The 20,708-nt window shown below is 69.6% G+C and carries 20 protein-coding genes; 7 read left to right on the top strand and 13 right to left on the bottom strand.

Going from position 1 to position 20,708, the window contains the following annotated elements:
• Positions 1–3: 3 nt before the first annotated feature.
• From MCHLDSM_RS18950 to MCHLDSM_RS18935, 4 genes are read right to left on the bottom strand one after another with little or no spacing between them, the layout of a single operon-like run.
• Positions 4–573, bottom strand: coding sequence for a GTP-binding protein (locus MCHLDSM_RS18950; protein WP_048471506.1), 570 nt, complete (start codon positions 571–573; stop codon positions 4–6).
• The gene (locus MCHLDSM_RS18945; RefSeq protein ID WP_048471505.1) at positions 554–916 is read right to left on the bottom strand and encodes a DUF742 domain-containing protein; all 363 of its coding nucleotides are present in this window, start codon (positions 914–916) and stop codon (positions 554–556) included. Before MCHLDSM_RS18945 ends, MCHLDSM_RS18950 begins: the two co-directional genes overlap by 20 nt.
• Entirely contained in the window at positions 913–1,299 is a 387-nt protein-coding gene (locus MCHLDSM_RS18940) for a serine protease inhibitor (protein WP_048471504.1), read from the bottom strand. Before MCHLDSM_RS18940 ends, MCHLDSM_RS18945 begins: the two co-directional genes overlap by 4 nt.
• Positions 1,292–3,778, bottom strand: coding sequence for a sensor histidine kinase (locus MCHLDSM_RS18935; RefSeq protein WP_048471503.1), 2,487 nt, complete (start codon positions 3,776–3,778; stop codon positions 1,292–1,294). Before MCHLDSM_RS18935 ends, MCHLDSM_RS18940 begins: the two co-directional genes overlap by 8 nt.
• 237 nt (positions 3,779–4,015) lie before the next feature.
• Here MCHLDSM_RS18935 and MCHLDSM_RS38540 point away from each other — a divergent pair, with 237 nt between their 5' ends.
• Complete coding sequence (locus tag MCHLDSM_RS38540) at positions 4,016–4,168, top strand: hypothetical protein (protein WP_168440056.1); 153 nt, start codon at positions 4,016–4,018, stop codon at positions 4,166–4,168.
• 26 nt (positions 4,169–4,194) lie between these two features.
• On the opposite strand, the gene MCHLDSM_RS18930 is transcribed toward MCHLDSM_RS38540, so the two are convergent.
• Complete coding sequence (locus tag MCHLDSM_RS18930; protein ID WP_048471502.1) at positions 4,195–4,977, bottom strand: alpha/beta hydrolase; 783 nt, start codon at positions 4,975–4,977, stop codon at positions 4,195–4,197.
• 71 nt (positions 4,978–5,048) lie between these two features.
• Between MCHLDSM_RS18930 and MCHLDSM_RS18925 the strand changes: the two genes are divergently transcribed.
• Positions 5,049–5,513, top strand: a complete 465-nt coding sequence (locus MCHLDSM_RS18925) for a tRNA (cytidine(34)-2'-O)-methyltransferase (protein ID WP_048471501.1) — start codon at positions 5,049–5,051, stop codon at positions 5,511–5,513.
• Between the two features lies 1 nt (position 5,514).
• On the opposite strand, the gene MCHLDSM_RS18920 is transcribed toward MCHLDSM_RS18925, so the two are convergent.
• Positions 5,515–6,156, bottom strand: a complete 642-nt coding sequence (locus MCHLDSM_RS18920; protein ID WP_048471500.1) for a nitroreductase family protein — start codon at positions 6,154–6,156, stop codon at positions 5,515–5,517.
• 24 nt (positions 6,157–6,180) lie between these two features.
• Here MCHLDSM_RS18920 and MCHLDSM_RS18915 point away from each other — a divergent pair, with 24 nt between their 5' ends.
• A complete protein-coding gene (locus MCHLDSM_RS18915; protein WP_048471499.1) occupies positions 6,181–6,594 on the top strand; it encodes a TIGR03667 family PPOX class F420-dependent oxidoreductase in 414 nt (137 codons plus the stop codon).
• 10 nt (positions 6,595–6,604) lie between these two features.
• Here the strand turns inward: MCHLDSM_RS18915 and MCHLDSM_RS18910 are convergent, their stop codons facing one another.
• From MCHLDSM_RS18910 to MCHLDSM_RS18900, 3 genes are all read right to left on the bottom strand, one after another.
• Positions 6,605–9,901, bottom strand: coding sequence for an error-prone DNA polymerase (locus MCHLDSM_RS18910; protein ID WP_048471498.1), 3,297 nt, complete (start codon positions 9,899–9,901; stop codon positions 6,605–6,607).
• A 31-nt stretch (positions 9,902–9,932) separates the two neighbouring features.
• Positions 9,933–11,099: a GGDEF domain-containing protein gene (locus tag MCHLDSM_RS18905; RefSeq protein ID WP_048471497.1), complete on the bottom strand. Its 1,167-nt coding sequence runs from the start codon at positions 11,097–11,099 to the stop codon at positions 9,933–9,935.
• A gap of 117 nt (positions 11,100–11,216) precedes the next feature.
• On the bottom strand, positions 11,217–12,083 hold the full coding sequence (locus tag MCHLDSM_RS18900; protein ID WP_048471496.1) for a MaoC/PaaZ C-terminal domain-containing protein: 867 nt from the start codon (positions 12,081–12,083) through the stop codon (positions 11,217–11,219).
• 96 nt (positions 12,084–12,179) lie between these two features.
• Between MCHLDSM_RS18900 and alc the strand changes: the two genes are divergently transcribed.
• Entirely contained in the window at positions 12,180–13,142 is a 963-nt protein-coding gene (gene alc, locus MCHLDSM_RS18895) for an allantoicase (RefSeq protein WP_048471495.1), read from the top strand.
• Positions 13,139–14,044: an allantoinase PuuE gene (gene puuE, locus MCHLDSM_RS18890; RefSeq protein ID WP_048471494.1), complete on the top strand. Its 906-nt coding sequence runs from the start codon at positions 13,139–13,141 to the stop codon at positions 14,042–14,044. The genes alc and puuE overlap by 4 nt, the downstream gene beginning before the upstream one ends.
• Here the strand turns inward: puuE and MCHLDSM_RS18885 are convergent.
• From MCHLDSM_RS18885 to MCHLDSM_RS18875, 3 genes are read right to left on the bottom strand one after another with little or no spacing between them, the layout of a single operon-like run.
• Complete coding sequence (locus tag MCHLDSM_RS18885) at positions 14,026–14,742, bottom strand: aspartate/glutamate racemase family protein (RefSeq protein WP_109788882.1); 717 nt, start codon at positions 14,740–14,742, stop codon at positions 14,026–14,028. The genes puuE and MCHLDSM_RS18885 overlap by 19 nt on opposite strands.
• Entirely contained in the window at positions 14,739–16,295 is a 1,557-nt protein-coding gene (locus tag MCHLDSM_RS18880) for an NCS1 family nucleobase:cation symporter-1 (protein WP_048471493.1), read from the bottom strand. The genes MCHLDSM_RS18885 and MCHLDSM_RS18880 overlap by 4 nt, the downstream gene beginning before the upstream one ends.
• Before the next feature lie 53 nt (positions 16,296–16,348).
• Complete coding sequence (locus tag MCHLDSM_RS18875) at positions 16,349–17,071, bottom strand: GntR family transcriptional regulator (protein WP_048471591.1); 723 nt, start codon at positions 17,069–17,071, stop codon at positions 16,349–16,351.
• Between the two features lie 91 nt (positions 17,072–17,162).
• Between MCHLDSM_RS18875 and MCHLDSM_RS18870 the strand changes: the two genes are divergently transcribed.
• Both MCHLDSM_RS18870 and MCHLDSM_RS18865 read left to right on the top strand, forming a co-directional pair.
• Positions 17,163–19,160 (top strand): SDR family oxidoreductase, encoded by a 1,998-nt coding sequence (locus MCHLDSM_RS18870; protein ID WP_201780389.1) that lies wholly within the window; start codon positions 17,163–17,165, stop codon positions 19,158–19,160.
• A complete protein-coding gene (locus MCHLDSM_RS18865) occupies positions 19,157–20,191 on the top strand; it encodes a nucleoside hydrolase (protein ID WP_048471491.1) in 1,035 nt (344 codons plus the stop codon). The genes MCHLDSM_RS18870 and MCHLDSM_RS18865 overlap by 4 nt, the downstream gene beginning before the upstream one ends.
• Here MCHLDSM_RS18865 and MCHLDSM_RS18860 read toward each other — a convergent pair.
• Positions 20,178–20,600: an organic hydroperoxide resistance protein gene (locus MCHLDSM_RS18860; protein ID WP_048419402.1), complete on the bottom strand. Its 423-nt coding sequence runs from the start codon at positions 20,598–20,600 to the stop codon at positions 20,178–20,180. The two genes, MCHLDSM_RS18865 and MCHLDSM_RS18860, sit on opposite strands and share 14 nt — an antisense overlap.
• Positions 20,601–20,708: the final 108 nt, after the last annotated feature.

Genomic DNA, 20,708 nt, shown 5'->3' with positions numbered 1-20,708 from the left:
CGGTCAGCCGGTCGGCGCCAGCCGGCTCAGTGCGTATTCGGTGACGGCGATCAGTGCGTCCTTGGCCGATTCGCGGCTACGGGCATCGACGCTGATGAGCGGCACGTGGTCGGGCAGGGCGAGAGCGGTCCGCACCGCCTGCAGCGAATGCCGTGGGGCGCCGTCGAACTCGTTGACCGCGACCAGGAACGGCAGGTTGCGGGCTTCGAAGAAGTCGACCGCGGCGAAGCTGTCGGCCAGGCGGCGGACGTCGACGAGGATGATCGCGCCGATCGCGCCGCGCACCAGGTCGTCCCACATGAACCAGAATCGGCGCTGCCCCGGCGTACCGAACAGGTAGAGCACCAGGTCGTCGGCCAGGCTGATGCGGCCGAAGTCCATCGCGACGGTCGTCGTCGACTTGTCCGGGGTGGCGGCGAGCTCGTCGAGTCCCTCCGAGGCGTCGGTGACCAGTGCCTCGGTGCGCAGCGGCACGATCTCCGACACCGCGCCGACGAACGTCGTCTTGCCGGCGCCGAAGCCGCCGGAGACGACGATCTTGGTCGAGGCGGTCCTAGAGTGCCTTGAGGCCACGCAGTGTCCTTCCGATCAGTTCGCGTCGTTCGTCGGCCGTCGTCGCGTCGGCCAGGGTGTCGTGCACGGTCACATAACCCTGCATCACCAGGTCGCCCACCAGCACGCGCGCCACGCCGAGCGGCAGACCCAGATGCGCGGCGATCTCGGCGACCGAGGGCCGTCGCGCACACAGCGCCACGATCCGGGCGCGCACGTCGGTGCCCGGCCAGTCGGGGGGCTGCGGCGGCGTCGCCGCTCCGACGGGGGCCTCCCACGGTAACTCGACACGTGAGTCGGTCCGGCCCGCCGTCAGGGTGTACGGGCGGACCAGTCGCGGCGCCGGATCCGCGCCCTCGGTCACAGCGTGCTTCGCCGCGCCGATGCGACCACCGCGCCCACCCGTTCCACCAGGATCGCCATCTCGTAACCGATCTGGCCGATGTCGGCGGTCCGCGCCGCCAGTGTCGCCAGGTTCGAGCCGTCGCCCACCCGCATCAGCAGCAGGTAGCCGTTCTCCATCTCGACCACCGACTGCAGCACGTAGCCGCCGTCGAACAGTTGCGCGGCGCCGGTCGACAGGCTGGCGAGCCCCGACGCGACGGCGGCCAGCTGATCGGCCCGCTCCCCCGGCATGTGCTCGCTCGCCGCCACCAGCAGGCCGTCGGCCGACACCAGGATCGCGTGCGACACCCCCGGCGTCTCCCGGGCGAACCGGGCCACCAACCAGTCGAGTGACTCACTCACCGGGGGTCCCCCGCTCCTGTTGGGCCCGCAGGCGTCCGGCGTGCACGCCGCCGAAGTGGTTGACGATTCCGGCGCGTACGGCGTCGGGATCCCGGGCGGCATGGGCGCCGGAACCGTTGCCGGCATCGTCGGGGGCACCGGGCACCAGCCGCGCGCCGGGTCGGCGCACCGGCAGTCCCTCGACGGTGTGGTCGAGCACCGGTGCGTTGTCCGCGGCGGCGGCCGCCGACCATCCGTGGTCCCAGACCGTCTGCCAGTTCAGATCGGTGCTGTGGGACAGCTCGTGCGGGTCGACCAACCACTCGGAGAGCATCTTCTGATAGATCGCGTCGTCGTCGGTGCTGTCTTCTTTCGCGTGCCGCGCATGGCGGGCCTGCCCGTTGCCTTCGGATGGACGCGGCGCGAAGAACGCGGCGACGTCGGACCGTGCCGGCTCGGGGCCGGGCTGCGGCTCCGGCTCGTGGCGCGGCTGGGGCGGCGCCGGCTCGGCGATGCCGCTGGCCCCCGGCCGGCGCTGGGGCAGCAGACCGGCCGGAGCGGGCTCGGGGGGCGCCTCGATCACCGGCGCGGCGACGACGACGGGTTCCACGGGTGCCGGCGCAGGCTCGGGAGACGGTGTGGGTTGGGCCGCCGCGACCAGCAGTTCAGCCGGGACGTAGACGCCGACCGTGGTTCCCGAGTCGCGCTGACCGGAGACGGTGGTGCGCAGCCGGACCACCAGCCCGTGCTGGGCGGCGAGCCGGCCCACCACGAACAGTCCCATGTGCCGCGCGGTGTACGGATTCACCTCACCGCCGGACTGCAGCCGCGTGTTGGCGACCCGCAGGTCCGATTCGGTCATGCCCAGACCGGTGTCGGCGATCTCGAGGACGAGGCCGCCGTTGCCGGTGTACACGGCCGACACCCGCACCTGCGTCGCCGGCGGCGAATAGCGCAGCGCGTTGTCGAACAGTTCGGCGAGCAGGTGCATCAGGTCGCCGGCGGCCGCACCGGTGACCGCGCTGTCGGGCAGGCTCTCGGCGACGATCCGGGTGTAGTCCTCCACCTCGGAGGCCGCGGCGTTGACCAGCTCCACAATCGGCACCGGCTCGGCCTGGTCGCGGGCTATGCGCGCCCCGGCGAGCACCATCAGGTTGGCGCCGTTGCGCCGCATCCGCGCCGCGAGGTGATCCAGGCGGAACAGGCTGTCGAGCCGGTCGGGATCCTGCTCGTTGCTCTCGAGTCGGTCGATGAGCGCGAGCTGCTGGTCGACCAGGGATCGGTTGCGCCGCGACAGCGTCTCGAACATGTCGGTGACCTGCATCTGCAGCCGGGCCTGTTCGCCGGCGAGCAGGACGGCCTGTTCGTGCAGTTCGTCGACGGCGTGGGCCACCTGGCCGATCTCCTCGGAGGTGTGCACCCCGATGGGCTGCACCGGCGGGGTCTTGCCGTCGGCGCGGACCTGTTCCACTTCGCGGGCGAGGTCTTCGTGGGCCACCTTCAGCGCGCTGGTGCGCAGCGTGCGCAGCGGCCGGATCAGCGAGCGCGCCACCAGGGTGACGACCAGCAACGCCACCACGATGGCGGCGCCGACGAGCACGGCGTCCCGCAGCGCGGCGGTGCGGGCGGCGGCGGCCTGGTCCTCGACAGTGGCCGGGATCGTGCGGGAGGTCTCGGCGATGACGCCGTCGGCGATGCCGCGGGTGATCCGCTGCGAGGACAGCAGGTCGGGGTTGCCGGCGAGCACGACGCCGGGGTCGGACAGCAGCGACATGCGCTTGACCATCTCCGACCGCAGCGAGGCGGCGGGGTCGGACGAGCCGCCGAGGTAGGCGCCCATCGCCGAGACGTTCGACGGCTCGGTGCCGGCGAGTGTGATCATCGACGACCGCAGGTCGGGTTCGGGCAGATCGCCGCCGCGGTCGACGAGCATCTGCTGCATCGTCATCTGGCCGCGGGCGCCGACCGCGCGCGCGAGCGCATCCCCCGCCGAGCGCACCGTGTCGTCGTCGCCGGACACCAGGCCGGTGATCGCGGTCTCGGCGGTGATGAGCAACGGCGCGTAGGTCATCACGCGGGTGCGCAGATCGATCGCGTTCGCGACGGTCTTGTCGGCCAGATCCTTGCCGTAGTCGAGCAGCGTGTTGGTGGCCAGCCGCACCGCGTCGTCGACCTCGGTGCCGTCGAGTCTGCTGCGCAGCGCCGACGTGCGGTCATCGAACGTCGTCACCGCAGCCGGGACGTCGCCGCCGTCGGTGGCCGTCAACAGCACGCCTTCCAGCGCGGCCATGTAGTCGGCGACCGGAGGGACCATGTCCGCGCGGGTGGCGGCGACGCGCAGGTCCCGGGCGGCAGTGGCTGATGCGGAGATGCGCAGGCCGCCGAAGGCGCACGCCAGCAGTAGCGGTACCAGCACGATGGCGAGGACCTTCGCGCGGACCGGCCAGTTGGACAGCGCCAACCGCGGCGGCCGCTTGATCGGGGATCGAGCGTCGTTCATAAAGCTTCCTGCTGAGGGCGCCCTCGTCGGGCGGGCGTGAAGCGCCTGGCAATTCGATGAGTATGCCAGCCCGATCACCGTGTTTCCACAGTTCGACATCCGAACGTGATTTCAGCAAAGGCCCTGAACAGAACGCCCTTGTGGGCGTTGCCGTTTCGTTTCCGACCCGTTGCGTGTCACCGATCCGGGCGGGCCCGCGAGCAGGCACAATCGAGGGAGACGAACTGAAGGAGTGCAATGACCCACAACGGCGTGGAGATGGCTCTGCTGGCCGATGCCTCGGAAATCGGCGATTCACCCCTGATGCGAGCGATGAGCAGTGAGATGGTCGACGTCGACACTCTCGCCGGGCTGATCTCGATCGCGACCTACGAGACCTGTCTGGACTGACGCCGAACGGGGCGTCGTCCCGCCAGCTAGAGACCCTTGCCGTTCAGCCAGGTCTGGATTCGTTCGGCGACGGCGGACCATCCGGGCTCGAGCATCATGGCGTGCCCCATGTCCGGAAACGCTTCGAAGTCAGCCCGATAGGTGGCGGCCACTTCAGACGCGTCTCCCTCCACCCGTGATGCGTCGCCGCCGGCGCCGAGGACGAGCATCGGCGCTGTCACGCGGCGAGGGTCGGGAAGCGGTTTCACCGTGTCCCGTGCAGCCCGGGCGCTTTCGGGCGTCAGACGGTTCACACACGACGCCACGACTGACTCGGGCGTGCCAGGACCGAACAGGAATTCACGAGCCAGTTCACGACTGTCGAACAGGTCGACGGGGTTACCGAACGTGTTGCTGCGAACCATGAGCCACGGGTGGCGAAGGACCGCGCGCAGAGCCCACCGCCGCAGTCCCCGCGGCGTCCCGGGCGCCAGTAGTACGGCGGCGGGCGCACCGCGACTCTCCAGACACTTAAGCACGACCCAGCAGCCCATCGAATGACCGATGAGCACCGGCGGTGAAGACAGCTGGGCGGCGACGATGCTGACATCTTCGGCGTAGTCATCGAGCGAGCAGGATCCGAGCGGCTGCGCGAGGCTGCTCGCGCCATGACCGCGAAGACTCAGCGCGAGGGCATGGTGACCCTGCTCCGCGAAAAAATCCAGAAAGTGGTCATCCCAGATCCATGCCGCAGAGCACGCCCCGTGAACGAAAAGCAGAGGCGTCGGATGCGCGGCGGTTGACGCGCCCTTTGCGATCACTTCATGCAACAGTCGACCCCCTCGATCCGCCGACGTCTGGGAAGAATCGTCGCAGATATCCCGGGAAGGAAACCACGTCTTTGTTCAAGGTGATGTTCTACTCCCCGCGCATCGCGCCCAACACCGGCAACGCGATCCGCATGGTGGCGGGCACCGGGTGCGAACTGCACCTCGTCGAGCCACTGGGCTTCGACCTGTCCGAGCCGAAGCTGCGCCGCGCCGGGCTCGACTACCACGACCTCGCGTCGGTCACCGTGCATCCCGATCTGACCGCGGCGTGGGCGGCCGTGATGCCGGCCCGGGTCTTCGCGTTCACCGCTCATGCGACCACGTCGTTCGCCGAGATCGACTACCAACCGGGTGATGTGCTGCTGTTCGGGCCGGAACCGACGGGCCTCGACGAGGCGACGCTGGCGGATCCGCACCTCACCGCGCGGGTGCGGATCCCCATGCTGTCGGGGCGGCGCTCACTGAACCTGTCGAACGCGGCCGCGGTGGCCGTCTACGAGGCGTGGCGCCAGCACGGTTTCGCTGGCGCCACGTGAGTCACCAGGTGTCCCAGTGCGTGACCTGCTCGGCGGGCAGCCGCTTGGCCTTCTTGAAGTCGGTGCCCTTGGTGTAGGCGATCGGGAACAGCCCGGCCTGGCTGTAGGACTCGAACGGGATGCCCAGCAACTCGGCGGCCTGGCGCTCGCCGTCGCCGAGCAGATGCAGTGACGTCCACGCCGAGCCGAGTCCGCGCGAACGCAACGCCAGCATGAAGCTCCACACCGCGGGCATCAGCGAACCCCAGAATCCGGCGCTCGCGCCCGACACCGCGTCCTGCGGCTTGCCCTCCAGGCACGGGATCAACATGACCGGCACCTTCTCCAGGTGGTCGTTGAGGTAGCGCGCCGAATCCTCTACCCGCGGGCGCTGCTCGTCGCGAATGTCGCCCATCTGCGGCTTGGCCTGGTTCAGGTACGGCGTGGCGTTGGTGCGGTAGATCTCCGCGAGCGCGAGCTTCTTGTCGGGGTCGGTGACGAACACCCACTGCCAGCCCTGGCTGTTCGACCCGGTCGGCGCCTGCAACGCGATGTCGAGACATTCCATCAGCACCTCGCGGGGTACCGGCTTGTCGAAATCGAGGCGCTTGCGCACCGAGCGTGTGGTCGTCAGAACGTCATCGGCGGAGAGGTTGAGCGTCATTGTGCCGAGACTACATTCGGTCGCATGGCAGCTGAATTCCCCGACGAAGTCGTTGACCGTCTCACCTCCGATCAGTTCGGATGGCTCACCACCGTGGCGAAATCCGGCCAACCGGTACCGCGATTGGTGTGGTTCCACTTCGACGGTGCCGGCATCACCGTCTACACCGAACCGTCCGCGGCGAAGGTGCGTCACATCCAGGCACACCCGCGGGTCAGCCTCAACCTCGACTCCGACGGGCAGGGCTCGGGCATCATCGTCGTCGGCGGCACCGCCACGGTGGAGGCGCAGAACGTCGACCCGCGCGAGGACGGCCCGTACTGGGAGAAGTACCGCGCACAGGCCGAGGAGATCGGCTTGGCCGACGCGATGGCGGGTTACGGCACCCGCCTGCGGATCGACGTCGACAAGGTGTGGACGACGCCGATCCCGGGCTGACAGTCACCCGTCAACGGAAGTCGCGGGACTTCGAGGCCACCCGCAGGCTCAGCGGACCCATCCGGTCGGCGACGACGGTCACCGCGCCGGTGGCGTTCTGCACGATGCCGCGGATCAGCAGCGCCGAGGCCGTCTGCGCCAGCCTTCGGTGCCGCGCCCACACCGCGGGCATACACAGCACATTGACCATCCCGGTCTCGTCCTCGAGGTTGACGAACGTCACCCCCTGCGCGGTCGCGGGCCGCTGCCGGTGCGTCACCGCCCCCGCGACCAGCACCCGGGTGCCGTCGGGTACCGACAGCAGTTGATCGGCCGGCACCACCCCCATCGCATCGAGGTCCTCCCGCAGGAACTGGGTCGGGTAGCGGTCGGGCGACACCCCGGTGGCCCACACGTCGGCGGCGGTCAGCTCCAGTTCGGTCATCCCCGGCAGCGACGGAACGTGCGAGGACGACCCGACCCCGGGCAGCCGGTCCGGACGCTCGGCGGCCGCGGCGCCCGCCGCCCACAGCCCCTCACGCCGGGTGATCCCGAAACATCCCAGCGCGCCGGCGGTGGCCAGCGCCTCGGTCTGCGGCACCGACAGCTGCACCCGCCCGGTCAGGTCCAGCAGAGAGGTGAACGGGCCGTGGGCTTTCCGTTCCTCGACCAGCCGCTCGGCCAGCTCGTCGCCGATGTGCCGGACACTGCCGAGGCCGAGCCGCACCTCCATACCCGCGTTCTCCAGCGTGGCGTGCGCAAGGCTGGCGTTGACGTCGGGACCGTGCACGGTGACCCCGTGCCGGCGCGCGTCGGCCACCAGGGACTGCGGCGAGTAGAACCCCATCGGCTGCGCACGCAACAGCGCCGCGCAGAACGCCGCGGGGTGGTGCAGCTTGAACCACGACGAGTAGAACACCAGTGACGCGAAGCTCAGCGAATGACTCTCGGGGAAGCCGAAATTGGCGAACGCCTCCAGCTTCTCGTAGATCCGCTGGGCCACCTCTCCGGTGATGCCGTGCACCTCGGCCATCCCGTCGAAGAACCGGCCGCGCAGCCGGCGCATCTTCTCCGTCGAGCGTTTGGAGCCCATCGCGCGGCGCAGCTGGTCGGCCTCGGCCGCCGAGAACCCGGCGCAGTCCACCGCCAGCTGCATGAGCTGCTCCTGGAACAGCGGCACGCCCAGTGTCTTTCTCAGCGCCGACTCCATCGACGGATGGTCGTAGGTGACCGGCTCCTCCCCGTTGCGGCGCTTGATGTACGGGTGCACCGACCCGCCCTGGATCGGCCCGGGCCGGATCAGCGCCACCTCCACCACCAGGTCGTAGAACACCCGCGGTTTGAGCCGGGGCAGGGTGGCCATCTGCGCGCGCGATTCCACCTGGAACACCCCGACGGAATCGGCGCGCTGCAGCATCTCGTACACGGCGGCCTCGGACAGGTCCAGCGTGGCCAGATCCACCTCGATGCCCTTGTGTTCGGCGACCAGGTCGATGCAGTAGTGCAGCGCCGAGAGCATGCCCAGCCCCAGCATGTCGAATTTCACCAAACCGATGGCCGCACAGTCGTCTTTGTCCCACTGCAGGACACTGCGGTTCTCCATGCGGGCCCATTCGACCGGGCACACGTCGGCGATCGGGCGGTCGCAGATCACCATGCCCCCGGAGTGGATGCCCATGTGGCGCGGCAGATTGGAGATCTGCGTGGCCAGCTCGATGACCTGGTCGGGAATGCCTTCCACATGGGTGTCGTCGGTCAGATTCCCCCACTGGCTGAGCTGTTTGCTCCATGCGTCCTGCTGGCCCTGGGAGAACCCGAGTGCGCGCGCCATGTCCCGGACCGCACTGCGGCCGCGGTAGGTGATCACGTTGGCCACCTGGGCGGCGTATTCGCGGCCGTATCGCTGGTAGACGTACTGGATCGCCTGCTCGCGCAGGTCGGATTCGATGTCGATGTCGATATCGGGCGGGCCGTCGCGGGCCGGGGACAGGAACCGTTCGAACAGCAGGTCGTTGGCCACCGGGTCGACGTTGGTGACCTTCAGCGCGTAGCAGACCGCCGAGTTGGCCGCCGACCCCCGGCCCTGCGAGAGGATGTCGTTCTCCCGGCAGAACCGCGTGATGTCATGTACCACAAGGAAATAACCCGGGAAGTTCAGCGCCTCGATCACCCGCAGCTCGTGTTCGATCTGGGCGTACGCGCGGGGCGCCCGCTCGGGAGGCCCGTACCGTTCCCGGGCGCCCTGCATCACCAGGTGCCGCAGCCAGCTGTTCTCGGTGTGGCCGGGCGGTACGTCGAACGGCGGCAGCTGCGGCGCGATGAGCGCGAGACCGAATGCGCACTGCTCCCCGAGTTCGGCGGCGGCGCTGACCACCTCGGGGCAGTGGGCGAACACCCGGGCCATCTCCTCCCCTGAGCGCAGATGCGAACCTCCCAGCGGGGCAAGGTGACCCGCGGCCTCGTCCATCGAGTTCCTGGCCCGGATCGCGCCCATCGCCATGGCCAGCCTGCCGCGGGCGGGCTCGGCGAAATGCGCCGCGGTGGTGGCCACGACGTCCAGACCGAACCGCGGCGCGAGCACGGCCAGCGCGGCATTGCGTTCGTCGTCGTGCGGATGGCCGTGATGGGTGAGCTCCACGGTGACGCGGTCCCGGCCGAACCGGTCGACCAGGTCGGCGAGCGCGGCCTCCGCCGCCTCCGGGCCACCGGCCGACAGTGCCTGCCGGACATGACCTTTGCGGCACCCGGTGAGAATCTGCCAGTGGCCTCCCGCGGCCTCGGTCAGCGCGTCGTAGTCGTAGCGCAGCACGCCTTTCGCGCCGCCGGCCAGGTGCGCGGCGGCCAGCTGCCGCGACAGCCGCCGGTACCCCTCCGGGCCCCGCGCGAGCACCAGGAGGTGCGGCCCGGGCGGGTCGGGATCGTCGGTCCGGCTGCCCCCGCCCAGCGACAGCTCCGCGCCGAACACCGTCGCGATGTCGAGTTCCCGGGCAGCCTCGGCGAACCGGACCACCCCGTAGAGGCCGTCGTGGTCGGTCAGCGCGAGAGCACGCAGACCGAGCCGCGCCGCCTCCTCCACCAGTTCTTCGGGCGTGCTGGCCCCGTCGAGGAAGCTGTAGGCGGAATGGGTGTGCAGTTCGGCGTACGGCGTCGACGACCCCGCACCGGTGGGCGGGTCCGGCGGTTGGTACCGCCCCCGCTTACGCGACCAGGCCGGACTGTCACCGCCGTCACCGATCTGGCCGTCGATCGGCCAGCCGGCGCGGCGCGGCTTGCTGTTGAGGACGCGCTCCATCTCGCCCCAGCCCGGCGGACCGTTGTGCCAACCCACCCCGCCAGTGTATCGAACAGACGTTCGACAGTCAGGCGCTCTTTCCGGTGCCGGGCCGGGGATCGTCGCCGTCGCCGTCGGGGTCCTCGTCGAGCGTGGGCCGCAGCACGTAGCGGACCTGGTTGCCGCCCGCCATCCGGGCCTGCTCGATGGCCTGCGTGGCGATCGCGATGAGCTTGTCGAGCACCTCGTCGGGCGGCTCGGCGGCCAGCGGCGGCAGCGGCGTGCACACCACCCCGATGCTCGCCGTGAGCCGCTGAGGCGTCGCGGCGATCGCCCCGCGGATCCGCTCGACCAGCGGTGAGGCGTCGGCGGTGGTGAAGCTGTCGGCGATGAGGAAGTCGTCGTCGGAGACGTGCGCGACGATCGCGTTGTGCCGGACGGTCTCGCGCAGCGCCTGGCCGACCGTCACCCGCGCGCGGTTGCCCCCGCTCGGTCCGGACAACCCGAGCAGCAGCGAGAAGCTGTCGATGTTCACCGCGACCACCACGAGGTACTTGTCCGCGCTGCGGCTCCGCGAGGCGAGCAGCGTGGCGACCGACTGATAGAACGCGTCCCGGTGCAGCAGGCCGGTGAGCTGCTCGATGTCGCCGTGATGGGTGTCGGGCTGGATCAGCAGGATCATCGCCCGACAGGCGAACGCGACGAAGACGTTGAGCAGGATGATCATGCCGGCCGCGCAGATCGCCAGTGCCAGATCCGTCGCCGCCAGCCGCACGATCAGCACGCCGAGTGCGAAGACGGCGACCGTCCACACCAGTGCCAGCAACCGCGCGGTGTGAAAGCACACCACGAACGCGGTCAGTACGGCATAGCTTGCGGCCCCCGTCAGCCCGACCACCGGATTGGCCTGGATCAGCGCCGACACCCCGATGCTGATCGACCCGATCAGCACGCACAGCAGCGACTGCGCGCGCGTCGGCCAGTGGTCCCGCAGCCACACCGTCGCCAGCCCGAAGCAGGCCACCGCGATCACCACGGCAGCGGTCCGTCCGAACGTTCCCCGGGGACCCACGGGGCTCGCCAGCAGCCCCACGGGGATCAACCCGAGTGCCGCGATGCAGACCGCGACCAATCGGCATGTCGCCGTCTGCATCCCACGAGCGGCCAGCACAGCAGTAAACCAGTAGTACTGATCGGAGCCCCACAGTGCAGGGCCGATCGAACGGGCGGAGGAACTCCGCAAACCGTCAAACATTGGCCCACCCCTGCCGGACGCATCCGCGGTCCAGATCAATACCCCCGCCCACAGGCGAAGGCTACCAGTCCAGCAAACCGTTTCCCAGGGCAACCAGCGTCTTCGCCGGGATCCTGATCATTCGGCGAACTCGGCGGTGCCGTCCTCCAGCACCAGGCGGGCATCGGATCCGTCGGGGCCCGCAGCCTCGGTCCGGAACACCGCGGCGCCGGCATCCAGCCGCCAGATCGACGTCGATAGGGTGTCGCCGGGGAACACCGGGGACGTGAAGCGGGCCGAGATCGCGGTGATCCTGGTGGCGTCACCGCCTCCCAGAGCCGCCACCAACGCGCGGCCGGCAACGCCGTAGGTGCACAGCCCGTGCAGGATCGGCTTCGGGAACCCGGCCAGCGCAGCGAACCACGGGTCGCTGTGCAGGGGGTTGCGATCGCCGGACAGCCGGTAGATCAGCGCCTGGTCCTCCCGGGTGGGCAGGGTGACCGTCGCGTCGGGTTCCCGCTCGGGGATCTGCGGCGCGACCGGCCGCTGGCCGGGTTGGCCGCCGAACCCGCCTTCGCCGCGGATCACCAGGGTGGTGAGCGTCTCGGCCACCGCGGCTCCGGTTTCGGGATCGCTGCCGGTCGCCTTGAGCATCACGATCGCGTTCTTGCCCTCGCCCTTGTCCTGGATGTCGGCGACTTCGCTGATGACGCTCAGCGCGCCCGCGGCCGGCAGCGGCGCGAACAGCCGGATGCTCTGCGAGCCGTGCAGCAGCCGACTGAAGTCGAAGGAGCCGATGCTCCCGGCTGCGGCGAACGGGGAACAGGCGATCACGGCGTAGGTCGGCAGCACCTGCTGGGAGATGTCGTGACTGTTCTCGGTGGTGAACGCGAGGTCGGCGGTGCCCGCACCGACGCCGAGCGCGTAGAGCAGCGTGTCGCGGTCCTTCCAGCGGAAGGTCTGCGGCGGGGTGGTGACGCCTACGGCGTTCGGATCGATCGGCATGTGTCTCTCCTATGCCATGCCGCTGTCGGTTGGCAAGCCTCCCGCCGCGGCGGCTCTCGGCGCGCCGAACCGCCGGCCTTCTGTGACGATGGGCGGATGGCCGAGCCGGAACCGGACTTCACCTGGTTGCCCGACCTCGCTCTGCGCCCCGTGGGTGGCGCGGTGATCTGGGCGAACGACGAGACGTTCGCCGAGAAGGAGAATCTGATCAGGCCGGGCCCGGCGACCTACCGGCCCGCCTCGTTCGGCCACAAGGGCCAGATCTACGACGGCTGGGAGACCCGACGCCGACGCGATCCCGGTCACGACGAGGCGATCGTGCGGCTGGGCGTGCCCGGCGTCATCCGCGGCGTGATGGTGGACACCGCGTTCTTCACGGGCAACTACCCACCCGAGATCTCGGTCGAGGCGATCGAGATGGACGACTACCGGCGCCCCGAGCTGCTGGCCCGGGACCCAGGGTGGACGACCATCGTGGAGCGTGCCCCGGTGTGCGGCGATACCCGCAACCCGTTCATCGTGACGTCCGAAAAGCGGTGGACGCACGTGAGATTGAGCATCTTTCCCGACGGAGGCGTGGCTCGCTTGCGGGTACACGGCGAGGGCCGACCCGACCGCCGGTTCACCGACGTGACCGGTCTCGATCTGGCGGCGCTGGACAACGGCGGCCTCGTCCTCGACTGTTCGAACCGGTTCTACAGCTCCCCGCAGAACCTCATCTTCCCCGGCGTCGCGAACGTCATGGGCGACGGCTGGGAGACCGCGCGGCGGCGCGACGACGGCAACGACTGGGTGCACCTGCGCCTGGCCGGCCCCGGTGTGATCCGCATGGTCGAACTCGACACCAGCTACTTCCTCGGCAACAGCCCCGGCGCGGCGCGGCTGTCCGGGCTCACCCGGGACGGCGACTGGATCGAAATCCTGCCGCGCACCGACCTTCTCGCCGACACCCGGCACCGCTTCCCCGTCCAGTCGGACGCCGTCGTCTCCGAGGCCCGGCTGGACATCTATCCCGACGGCGGCATGGCCCGGCTGCGGCTCTTCGGCGAGTTGGCATGAGCACTGCCCGCGACATGGTCGGCTACGGCCGCACCCCGCCCGACCCCCAGTGGCCCGGCGGCGCGGCGATCGCCGTACAGTTCGTCCTCAATTACGAAGAGGGAGCCGAGAACTCGGTCCTCGACGGCGATCCGGCGTCGGAGACGTTTCTCTCGGAGATCACCCCGGCGCAGGCCTTCCCCAACCGGCACATGAGCATGGAGTCGTTGTACGAGTACGGTTCTCGCGCCGGACTGTGGCGGCTGCTCAGGGTGTTCGAACGGCGCGGCATCCCGCTGACCGTCTTCGCGGTCGCACGGGCCCTGCAGCGCAACCCCGAGGCGGTCGCCGCGTTCGGTGAACTCGGCCACGAGATCGCCTGTCACGGACTGGTGTGGACGTCCTACCAACTGATCGACCGGGACACCGAGCGCGCGCACATGGCCGAGGCGGTGCAGATCCTGCGCGATCTCACCGGCGCCGCACCGCGCGGCTGGTACACGGGCCGGGATTCGCCGAACACCCGCGAGCTCGTCGTCGAACACGGCGGCTTCACCTACGACTCGGACTCCTACGCCGACGACCTGCCGTACTGGGTCACGGTGCGCGACACCGATCATCTGGTCGTGCCGTACACCCTCGACACCAACGACATGCGGTTCGCCTCAGCAGCCGGATTCGCCAACGGCGACGAGTTCTACGCGCATCTGCGCGACGCCTTCGACGTGCTCTACGCCGAGGGGCTGGACGGGGCGCCCAAGATGCTCTCGGTCGGCCTGCACTGCCGGCTCGCGGGCAGGCCGGCGCGCACCAGGGCGCTGGAGAGATTCCTGGACCACGTGCAGACCCACGACGGCGTGTGGCTGGCCCGGCGTCTCGAGATCGCCGAGCACTGGCGCCGCGTTCACCCGCCGACGGCGTAGACCTTCTCCGGCGGCGGTGCGTATTCGCCGCGCGTCGACGTCTTCAGGCCCATCGCCACCAGCGATTGGACGGTGAGCGTCGCCGCGCTCACCCCGTCGACCACCGGCACGCCCACGTCCGCGGAGATCACCGCGCACATGTCGGCCATGCCGGCGCACCCCAGCACCACGACGTCGGACCCGTCGGCGTCGACCGCCTGCCGGCACGCCTCGGTGACGATCTTGACCGCGTCGGGATCGGTGTCCAGATCGAGAACCGGCAGCTCGCAGGCGTGGATGCCGCGGCAGAACCGTTGCATCCCATAGCGTTCGGCGAGTTCCGCGGCCCGGCCGATCGTGCGGCCGAGGGTGGTCACCACGCTGAATCCACGGCCGAGGTGGCTGGCGGTGTGCATGGCGGCTTCGGCGATGCCGATCACCGGCCCGCGAGCCACCTCGCGGGCGGCGTCGAGTCCCGGGTCGCCGAAGCAGGCGATCACGTACCCGTCCACGCCCTGTTCCTCGCCGCGCCGGATCGCCGTGAGCACCCCGGGCACGCTCATCGCCTCGTCGTAGTGGCTCTCGATGGACGGCGGACCGGACTCCGGCGTGATGCCGGCGACGGTGGTTCCGGGTGCGACGACCGCGAGGGCGCTGCGCGTGATCGCGGCCGTCATCGCCTCGGTGGTGTTCGGGTTGACGACCCAGATCAGCGTCACGGCAGTGGCGCGACGGCGAACCTGCTGGTCCTGGTGGCCAGCAGGTAGTAGAGGCCGAAACCGATACCGCAACCGATGAACCAGCTGTACTGCGCGGCGGTGTGCATGCCGGTCACGGATCCGCCGAGCAGGACGGGGATCATCGCCGCCACCGCAGCGACGATCGTGGTGATGACCGCGGCAGGGTTGTAACCCTTGGAGTACCAGTAGGTTCCGTTCTCGTCGAGGGTGAACATGTCGTCGACGATCACCTTCTGCCGGTGCACCAGGTAGTAGTGCGCGATGAGCACGCCGAAGAGCGGTCCGATGAACGCGCCGAGCGTCTCCAGCGTGTAATGGATGACCTCGGGGTTGTTGTAGAGATTCCACGGGGTGATGAGCACGGAGCCGACGGCGGCGATCATGCCGCCTGCGCGCCAACTGATCCGCTGCGGGCTGACGTTGGAGAAGTCGAAGGCCGGGGAGATGAAGTTGGCGACGATGTTAATGCCGATGGTCGCGATCGTGAAGGTCAAGGCGCCCAACACGATCGCGAACGTGGAGTCGATGCGCGCGACGGTCTCGACCGGATCGGTGAGCAGCTCGCCGAACACCGGCACCGTCAGCGACGCCGTGACGACCACCAGCAGCGAGAAAACCAGGAAGTTCACCGGTAGACCGAGGAAGTTCCCCCGTTTGACCGCGTCGAAGGACTTGCCGTACCGGGAGAAGTCGCCGAAGTTCAGCATCGGCCCGGAGAAGTAGGACACCACCAGGGCGATGGCGCCGAGCATGACGGGAACGGAGTCCAGCCCGGTGTAGGTGACGTCGCCGAGGTTCAGGTCGATCGCGCCCCATCCGGCCTTGTAGATCAGATAGCCGCACAGCAGGAACATCACGACATACACTGCCGGGCCGCAGAAGTCGATGAACCGGCGGATCGCCTCCATGCCGCGCCAGAACACGCACGCCTGGAGCACCCACAGCAGGATGAAGCTGCCCCAGCCCAGCAGCGGCAACCCGAGGAAACCGTGAGTGTCGACGTCTGCGTAGGGGGCCAGGCCCGGAAAGAGTTTGAGCAGCACCACATCCAGGGCAGCCGAGGCCAGGTAGGTCTGGATGCCGTACCAGGCCACGGCGATCAGCCCGCGGATGATCGCCGGGATGTTGGCTCCGAGCACGCCGAACACGCTGCGGCAGATCACCGGATAGGGCACACCGGTGGCCTGACTGGGCTTGGCCACCAGGTTGCAGAAGACGTAGACGATGACGATGCCGATCAGGAGCGCGACGAGCACCTGCCAGCTGGCGAGTCCGAGCGCGAACAGGCTGCCGGCCGTCACGTAGCCGCCGACGCTGTGCACGTCGGACATCCAGAACGCGAAGATGTTGTAGGAGGACCAGGTCTGCTTTCCCAGCGGCGCCAGATCCTCGTTGGTCAGCCTCGGGTCGTAGCCGGGTTTGATGACGCCGCCGCCGATCGGGTGACCGGACGCTTCGACGAGGTCACCGGCGCCGACGACCGCGCCGGGCGGGAGTTCCTTGGTGGGCTGCGGGGTGTCGATCTCCGTCATGCGCGGACCGTAGCCACGCCGTATTGCATCGGCGTTTCCGCTGAGACACCTGGCTATTGCGCCGAAGATATATCCGTCGACAGCAGGCCGGTGTCGGTGGGCAGCGTCGCGATCACGGCATTGAGCCGCTGCGCATGCAGTTCCGACGCGGAGAGCAGGCCCTCGACATCGCCGGCGAGGAACGCCGACACCATCTGGCAGTGGTCGGCATGCAGCGCGGCGCGGTCTGCGGGTCCCACGTGCACCATCGACTGCACCGGTTCGGTGACGTTCCATGCGGACTCGAGCATGTGCAGCAGCCGGTGCATCCGCGACGGACGCGCCAGCGCCAGGTGGAACGTGCGGCTCTGCCGGTGGTAGGCCGCCGGGTCGTCGTCGCGAACCGCCTGCTGTAGAACGTCATTCGCCGCCACGATGGCGGCCCGGTCCTCGTCGGTGGCGTTGGCGATCGCCACGGACAACGACGCGGACTCCAGCGTCTCCCGCACGATGTACATCTCGCGCAGCTCCTGGGGCGTCAGCTGGGCGACGGCGTACCCGGCGTTACTGCGGTGCGACACCAGCCCCTCGCCGATCAGCGTCTTGAGGGACTCGCGGACCGGGATCTGGCTGACACCGAAGAGCTCGGCGACCTCGGCCAGCGGGATGAGGGTGCCCGGGGGCACGGCGCCGTCGAGGATCACCCGCCGCAACTCGTCGAGGATCGCCTGCTGTGGCCGGCCGGGCTGGTCGACGACGAGCCTGCCCACCAGGGCGGAGCGTCGGCGAGACGGCATGGCGACACGGTAGGCCCGGATTGTTTCCGCCGTGCTACCGCGGCCGAACTGGGTGTTGACCTTTTCCCATCGGCAGGTGACCATGTCCCGCATGCGCTATGTCGTTACCGGCGGTACCGGGTTCTTGGGCCGTCATATCGTGACCCGCCTGCTGGCCCGGCCCGGCACCGAGGCGGTGCACGTGCTCGTGCGCCGCGAATCCCTCGGCCGCTTCGAGCGTCTGGCCCAGCGCTGGGACGGGCGGGTGACGCCGCTGGTCGGCGACCTGACCGCGCCCGATCTCGGGCTGACCGACGACGACGACGCGATGCTGGGAACCGTCGACCATGTCGTGCACTGCGCGGCGATCTACGACATCACCGCTCCCGAGCAGCGGCAGCGGGAGGCCAACGTCGACGGCACGCGCGCGGTCATCGCGCTGACCCGCCGCCTCGGCGCGACGTTGCATCACGTGTCGTCGATCGCGGTCGCCGGCAGCTTTCGCGGTGAGTTCACCGAGGACGACGTCGACGTCGGACAGGAACTGCCCACGCCCTATCACCGGACGAAGTTCGAGGCCGAACTGCTGGTGCGGGCGGCCCCCGGATTACGGTTCCGCGTCTACCGGCCCGCGGTCGTCGTGGGCGATTCGCGCACCGGGGAGATGGACAAGATCGACGGTCCCTACTACTTCTTCCCGATCCTGTCCGCGCTCGCCGCGCTGCCCCGTTTCACGCCGATGCTGCTGCCCGACACCGGACGCACCAACATCGTGCCCGTGGACTTCGTGGTCGACGGGCTGAGCGCGTTGATGCACCTCGACGGCCGCGACGGTGAGACGTTCCACCTGACCGCGCCGACCACGATCGGCCTGCGCGGCATCTACCGCGGCGTCGCCTCCGAGGCGGGGCTGCCGCCTCTGGTCGGATCGCTGCCCCGCGCGACCGCGGCACCACTGCTCGGGGTGACCGGGCGCGCAAAGGTGTTGCGCAACATGGCCGCCACTCAGCTGGGCATCCCGGGCGAGGTCCTCGATGTCGTCGAACTCGCCCCGACCTTCATCCGCGACCACACCGACGAGGCACTGCGGGGCACCGGAATCGTGGTGCCGGAGTTCGCGAGCTACGCACCACGGCTGTGGCGGTACTGGGCCGAGCACCTCGATCCCGAACGGGCGCGGCGCGAGGATCCGGCGGGACCGCTGGTCGGCAAGCACGTCATCATCACCGGGGCGTCGAGCGGGATCGGGCGTGCCTCGGCGATCGCGGTGGCCGCCCGCGGGGCGACGGTCTTCGCGTTGGCGCGCAACGGCGACGCCCTCGACGACCTGATCGCCGAGATCCGCGCGGCCGGCGGCGACGCGCACGCCTTCACGTGCGACGTCACCGACTCGGCCGCCGTGGAACACACCGTCAAGGACATCCTCGGCCGCTTCGACCACGTCGACTATCTGGTCAACAACGCCGGCCGGTCGATCCGGCGGTCGGTGGTCGCTTCGACCGATCGGCTGCACGACTACGAGCGGGTGATGGCGGTCAACTACTTCGGGCCCGTGCGGCTGGTGCTGGCGCTGCTGCCGCACTGGCGCGAGCGACGGTACGGCCACGTGGTCAACGTCTCCAGCGCCGGCGTGCAGGCTGCCAGCCCGAAATACAGCGCCTACGTCGCCAGCAAGGCCGCACTGGACGCGTTCACCGAAGTCGTTGGGACCGAGACACTCTCGGACCACATCACGTTCACCACCATCCACATGCCGCTGGTCGCGACGCCGATGATCGCGCCGTCGCGTAGGCTCAACCCGATGCCTCCGATCTCCGCCGAACACGCGGCCGCGATGGTGGTCCGCGGCCTGATCGACAAGCCGCCGCGCATCGACACCCCGGTCGGCACGCTGTCTGATCTCGGCACGTACTTCACGCCGCGGCTGACGCGGCGGATCCTGCACCAGCTGTACCTGGGCTATCCCGACTCGGCGGCCGCGCGCGGCGTGGCCGAGAGCCGTCCCGCGGTGGTGCGGCGCCCGCGGCGGCCCGCCCGGCCGGTGCCCTCGGTGCGGGTGCCCCGCCAGGTCAAGCGGGCGGTGCGGTTGGTGCCCGGCGTGCACTGGTGAGCGCCGAACGCCTGCCGGTGTTCCTCGACGTGGACACCGGCGTCGATGACGCGATGGCCCTGGTGTACCTGTTCGGCAGCCCGGAGGCCGACGTGGTCGGCATCGCCTCCACCGCGGGAAACGTCGGTGTGCATCAGGTCTGCGAGAACAACCTCGGTCTGCTCGAGCTGTGCGGCATCACCGGTGTGCCGGTGTCCATGGGATCGGAGTCGCCGTTGACGGCACCGCTGCGCACCGCGGAGGACACCCATGGACCTCAGGGCCTCGGGTATGCCCGGCTGCCGGCCACCTCGGCGCGGCTCACCGAGCACGACGCCGCGCAGGCCTGGATCCGGGCGGCACACGCCCATCCCGGCACGCTGATCGGGATCGCCACCGGACCGCTGACCAACCTGGCGCTCGCGCTGCGCGCCGAGCCGGAGCTGCCCCGGCTGATCCGGCGGCTCGTGATCATGGGCGGCGCGTTCGACTACCGCGGCAACACCACCCCCGTCGCCGAGTGGAACACCAGCGTGGATCCGGAATCGGCGGCCGAGGTGTTCGCCGGATGGGCGGGCGCGCCGAGCCTGCCGATCGTGTTGGGCCTCAACGTCACCGAGAACATCACGATGACCCCGGAGTTGCTGAGCCGGCTCGCCGACGCCGCGGGGGCGCCGTCTCCCCCGATGTCGGTCCACGACACCCACGGGACGGCCTCCGCAGCCGGCAACGCGCTGATCCGGGTGCTCGAAGACGCGATGCGGTTCTACTTCGAGTTCCACCACGACCAGGGCGAGGGCTATCTGGCCCACCTGCACGACCCGCTGGCCGCCGCGGTCGCGCTGGACCCGGAGCTGGTGGCGTGCCGCGCCGCCCCGGTCGACGTCGAGCTGACCGGCACGCTGACGCGCGGGATGACGATCGCCGACTGGAGCGGGCACTGGGGACGGGAACCCAACGCGCTCATCGGTGTCGGGGTCGATCCTGCGGCGTTCTTCGACCGGTTCATCGACCGGGTCGGCGCGTTCGCGCAGACGCTCAGTCGTCGGTGACGTTGAGCGTGACGTCGATGTTGCCGCGGGTGGCGTTGGAGTACGGGCACACCTGGTGGGCCTTCTCGGTCACCTGACGGGCCGTCTCGGCGTCGACGTTGGGCAGCGTGACCTCCAGCTCGACCGCCAGACCGAAGCCGCCGTTGTCGAGCTGGCCGATCGAGACCCGTGCTCCGACAGACGAATCGGAGACATCGACCTTGTCCTGCCGGGCGACCAGTCGCAGCGCGGAGTGGAAGCAGGCGGCGTAGCCGACGGCGAAGAGCTGCTCGGGGTTGGTGCCGTTGCCGCTGCCGCCCATCTCCTTGGGGATGGCCAGGTCGAAGTCGAGCCGGCCGTCGGAGGACCGGCCGTGGCCGTCGCGTCCCTCGCCGGTGGCCAGGGCCTCTGCGGTGTAGAGCGTCTTCATGGGTGTTCCTTAAGTTCGTAGTTGCAGTTACTTCGTGTTGTTACGTTGGGCTGTGACCCGGGTGGGTCGGGTGAGGCTGCATGGTCGTAGCCGGCCCTGGTGGTGCGG

The organism is Mycolicibacterium chlorophenolicum, from assembly GCF_001044235.1.
Taxonomy (GTDB): Bacteria; Actinomycetota; Actinomycetes; order Mycobacteriales; family Mycobacteriaceae; genus Mycobacterium; species Mycobacterium chlorophenolicum.
The sequence above is the reverse complement of the archived record's forward strand: the minus strand, read 5'-3'. Positions and strand labels throughout refer to the sequence as shown.

Bases quoted from the DNA above. Each gene is read 5' to 3' on its own strand.
- alc (WP_048471495.1), top strand. From the start codon at position 12,180: ATGGCCGAGCCGGAACCGGACTTCACCTGGTTGCCCGACCTCGCTCTG.
- MCHLDSM_RS18905 (WP_048471497.1), bottom strand. From the start codon at position 11,099: ATGTTTGACGGTTTGCGGAGTTCCTCCGCCCGTTCGATCGGCCCTGCA.
- MCHLDSM_RS18880 (WP_048471493.1), bottom strand. From the start codon at position 16,295: ATGACGGAGATCGACACCCCGCAGCCCACCAAGGAACTCCCGCCCGGC.
- MCHLDSM_RS18900 (WP_048471496.1), bottom strand. From the start codon at position 12,083: ATGCCGATCGATCCGAACGCCGTAGGCGTCACCACCCCGCCGCAGACC.
- MCHLDSM_RS18870 (WP_201780389.1), top strand. From the start codon at position 17,163: ATGCGCTATGTCGTTACCGGCGGTACCGGGTTCTTGGGCCGTCATATC.
- puuE (WP_048471494.1), top strand. From the start codon at position 13,139: ATGAGCACTGCCCGCGACATGGTCGGCTACGGCCGCACCCCGCCCGAC.
- MCHLDSM_RS18860 (WP_048419402.1), bottom strand. From the start codon at position 20,600: ATGAAGACGCTCTACACCGCAGAGGCCCTGGCCACCGGCGAGGGACGC.
- MCHLDSM_RS18920 (WP_048471500.1), bottom strand. From the start codon at position 6,156: ATGACGCTCAACCTCTCCGCCGATGACGTTCTGACGACCACACGCTCG.
- MCHLDSM_RS18935 (WP_048471503.1), bottom strand. From the start codon at position 3,778: ATGAACGACGCTCGATCCCCGATCAAGCGGCCGCCGCGGTTGGCGCTG.
- MCHLDSM_RS18915 (WP_048471499.1), top strand. From the start codon at position 6,181: ATGGCAGCTGAATTCCCCGACGAAGTCGTTGACCGTCTCACCTCCGAT.
- MCHLDSM_RS18875 (WP_048471591.1), bottom strand. From the start codon at position 17,071: ATGCCGTCTCGCCGACGCTCCGCCCTGGTGGGCAGGCTCGTCGTCGAC.
- MCHLDSM_RS38540 (WP_168440056.1), top strand. From the start codon at position 4,016: ATGACCCACAACGGCGTGGAGATGGCTCTGCTGGCCGATGCCTCGGAA.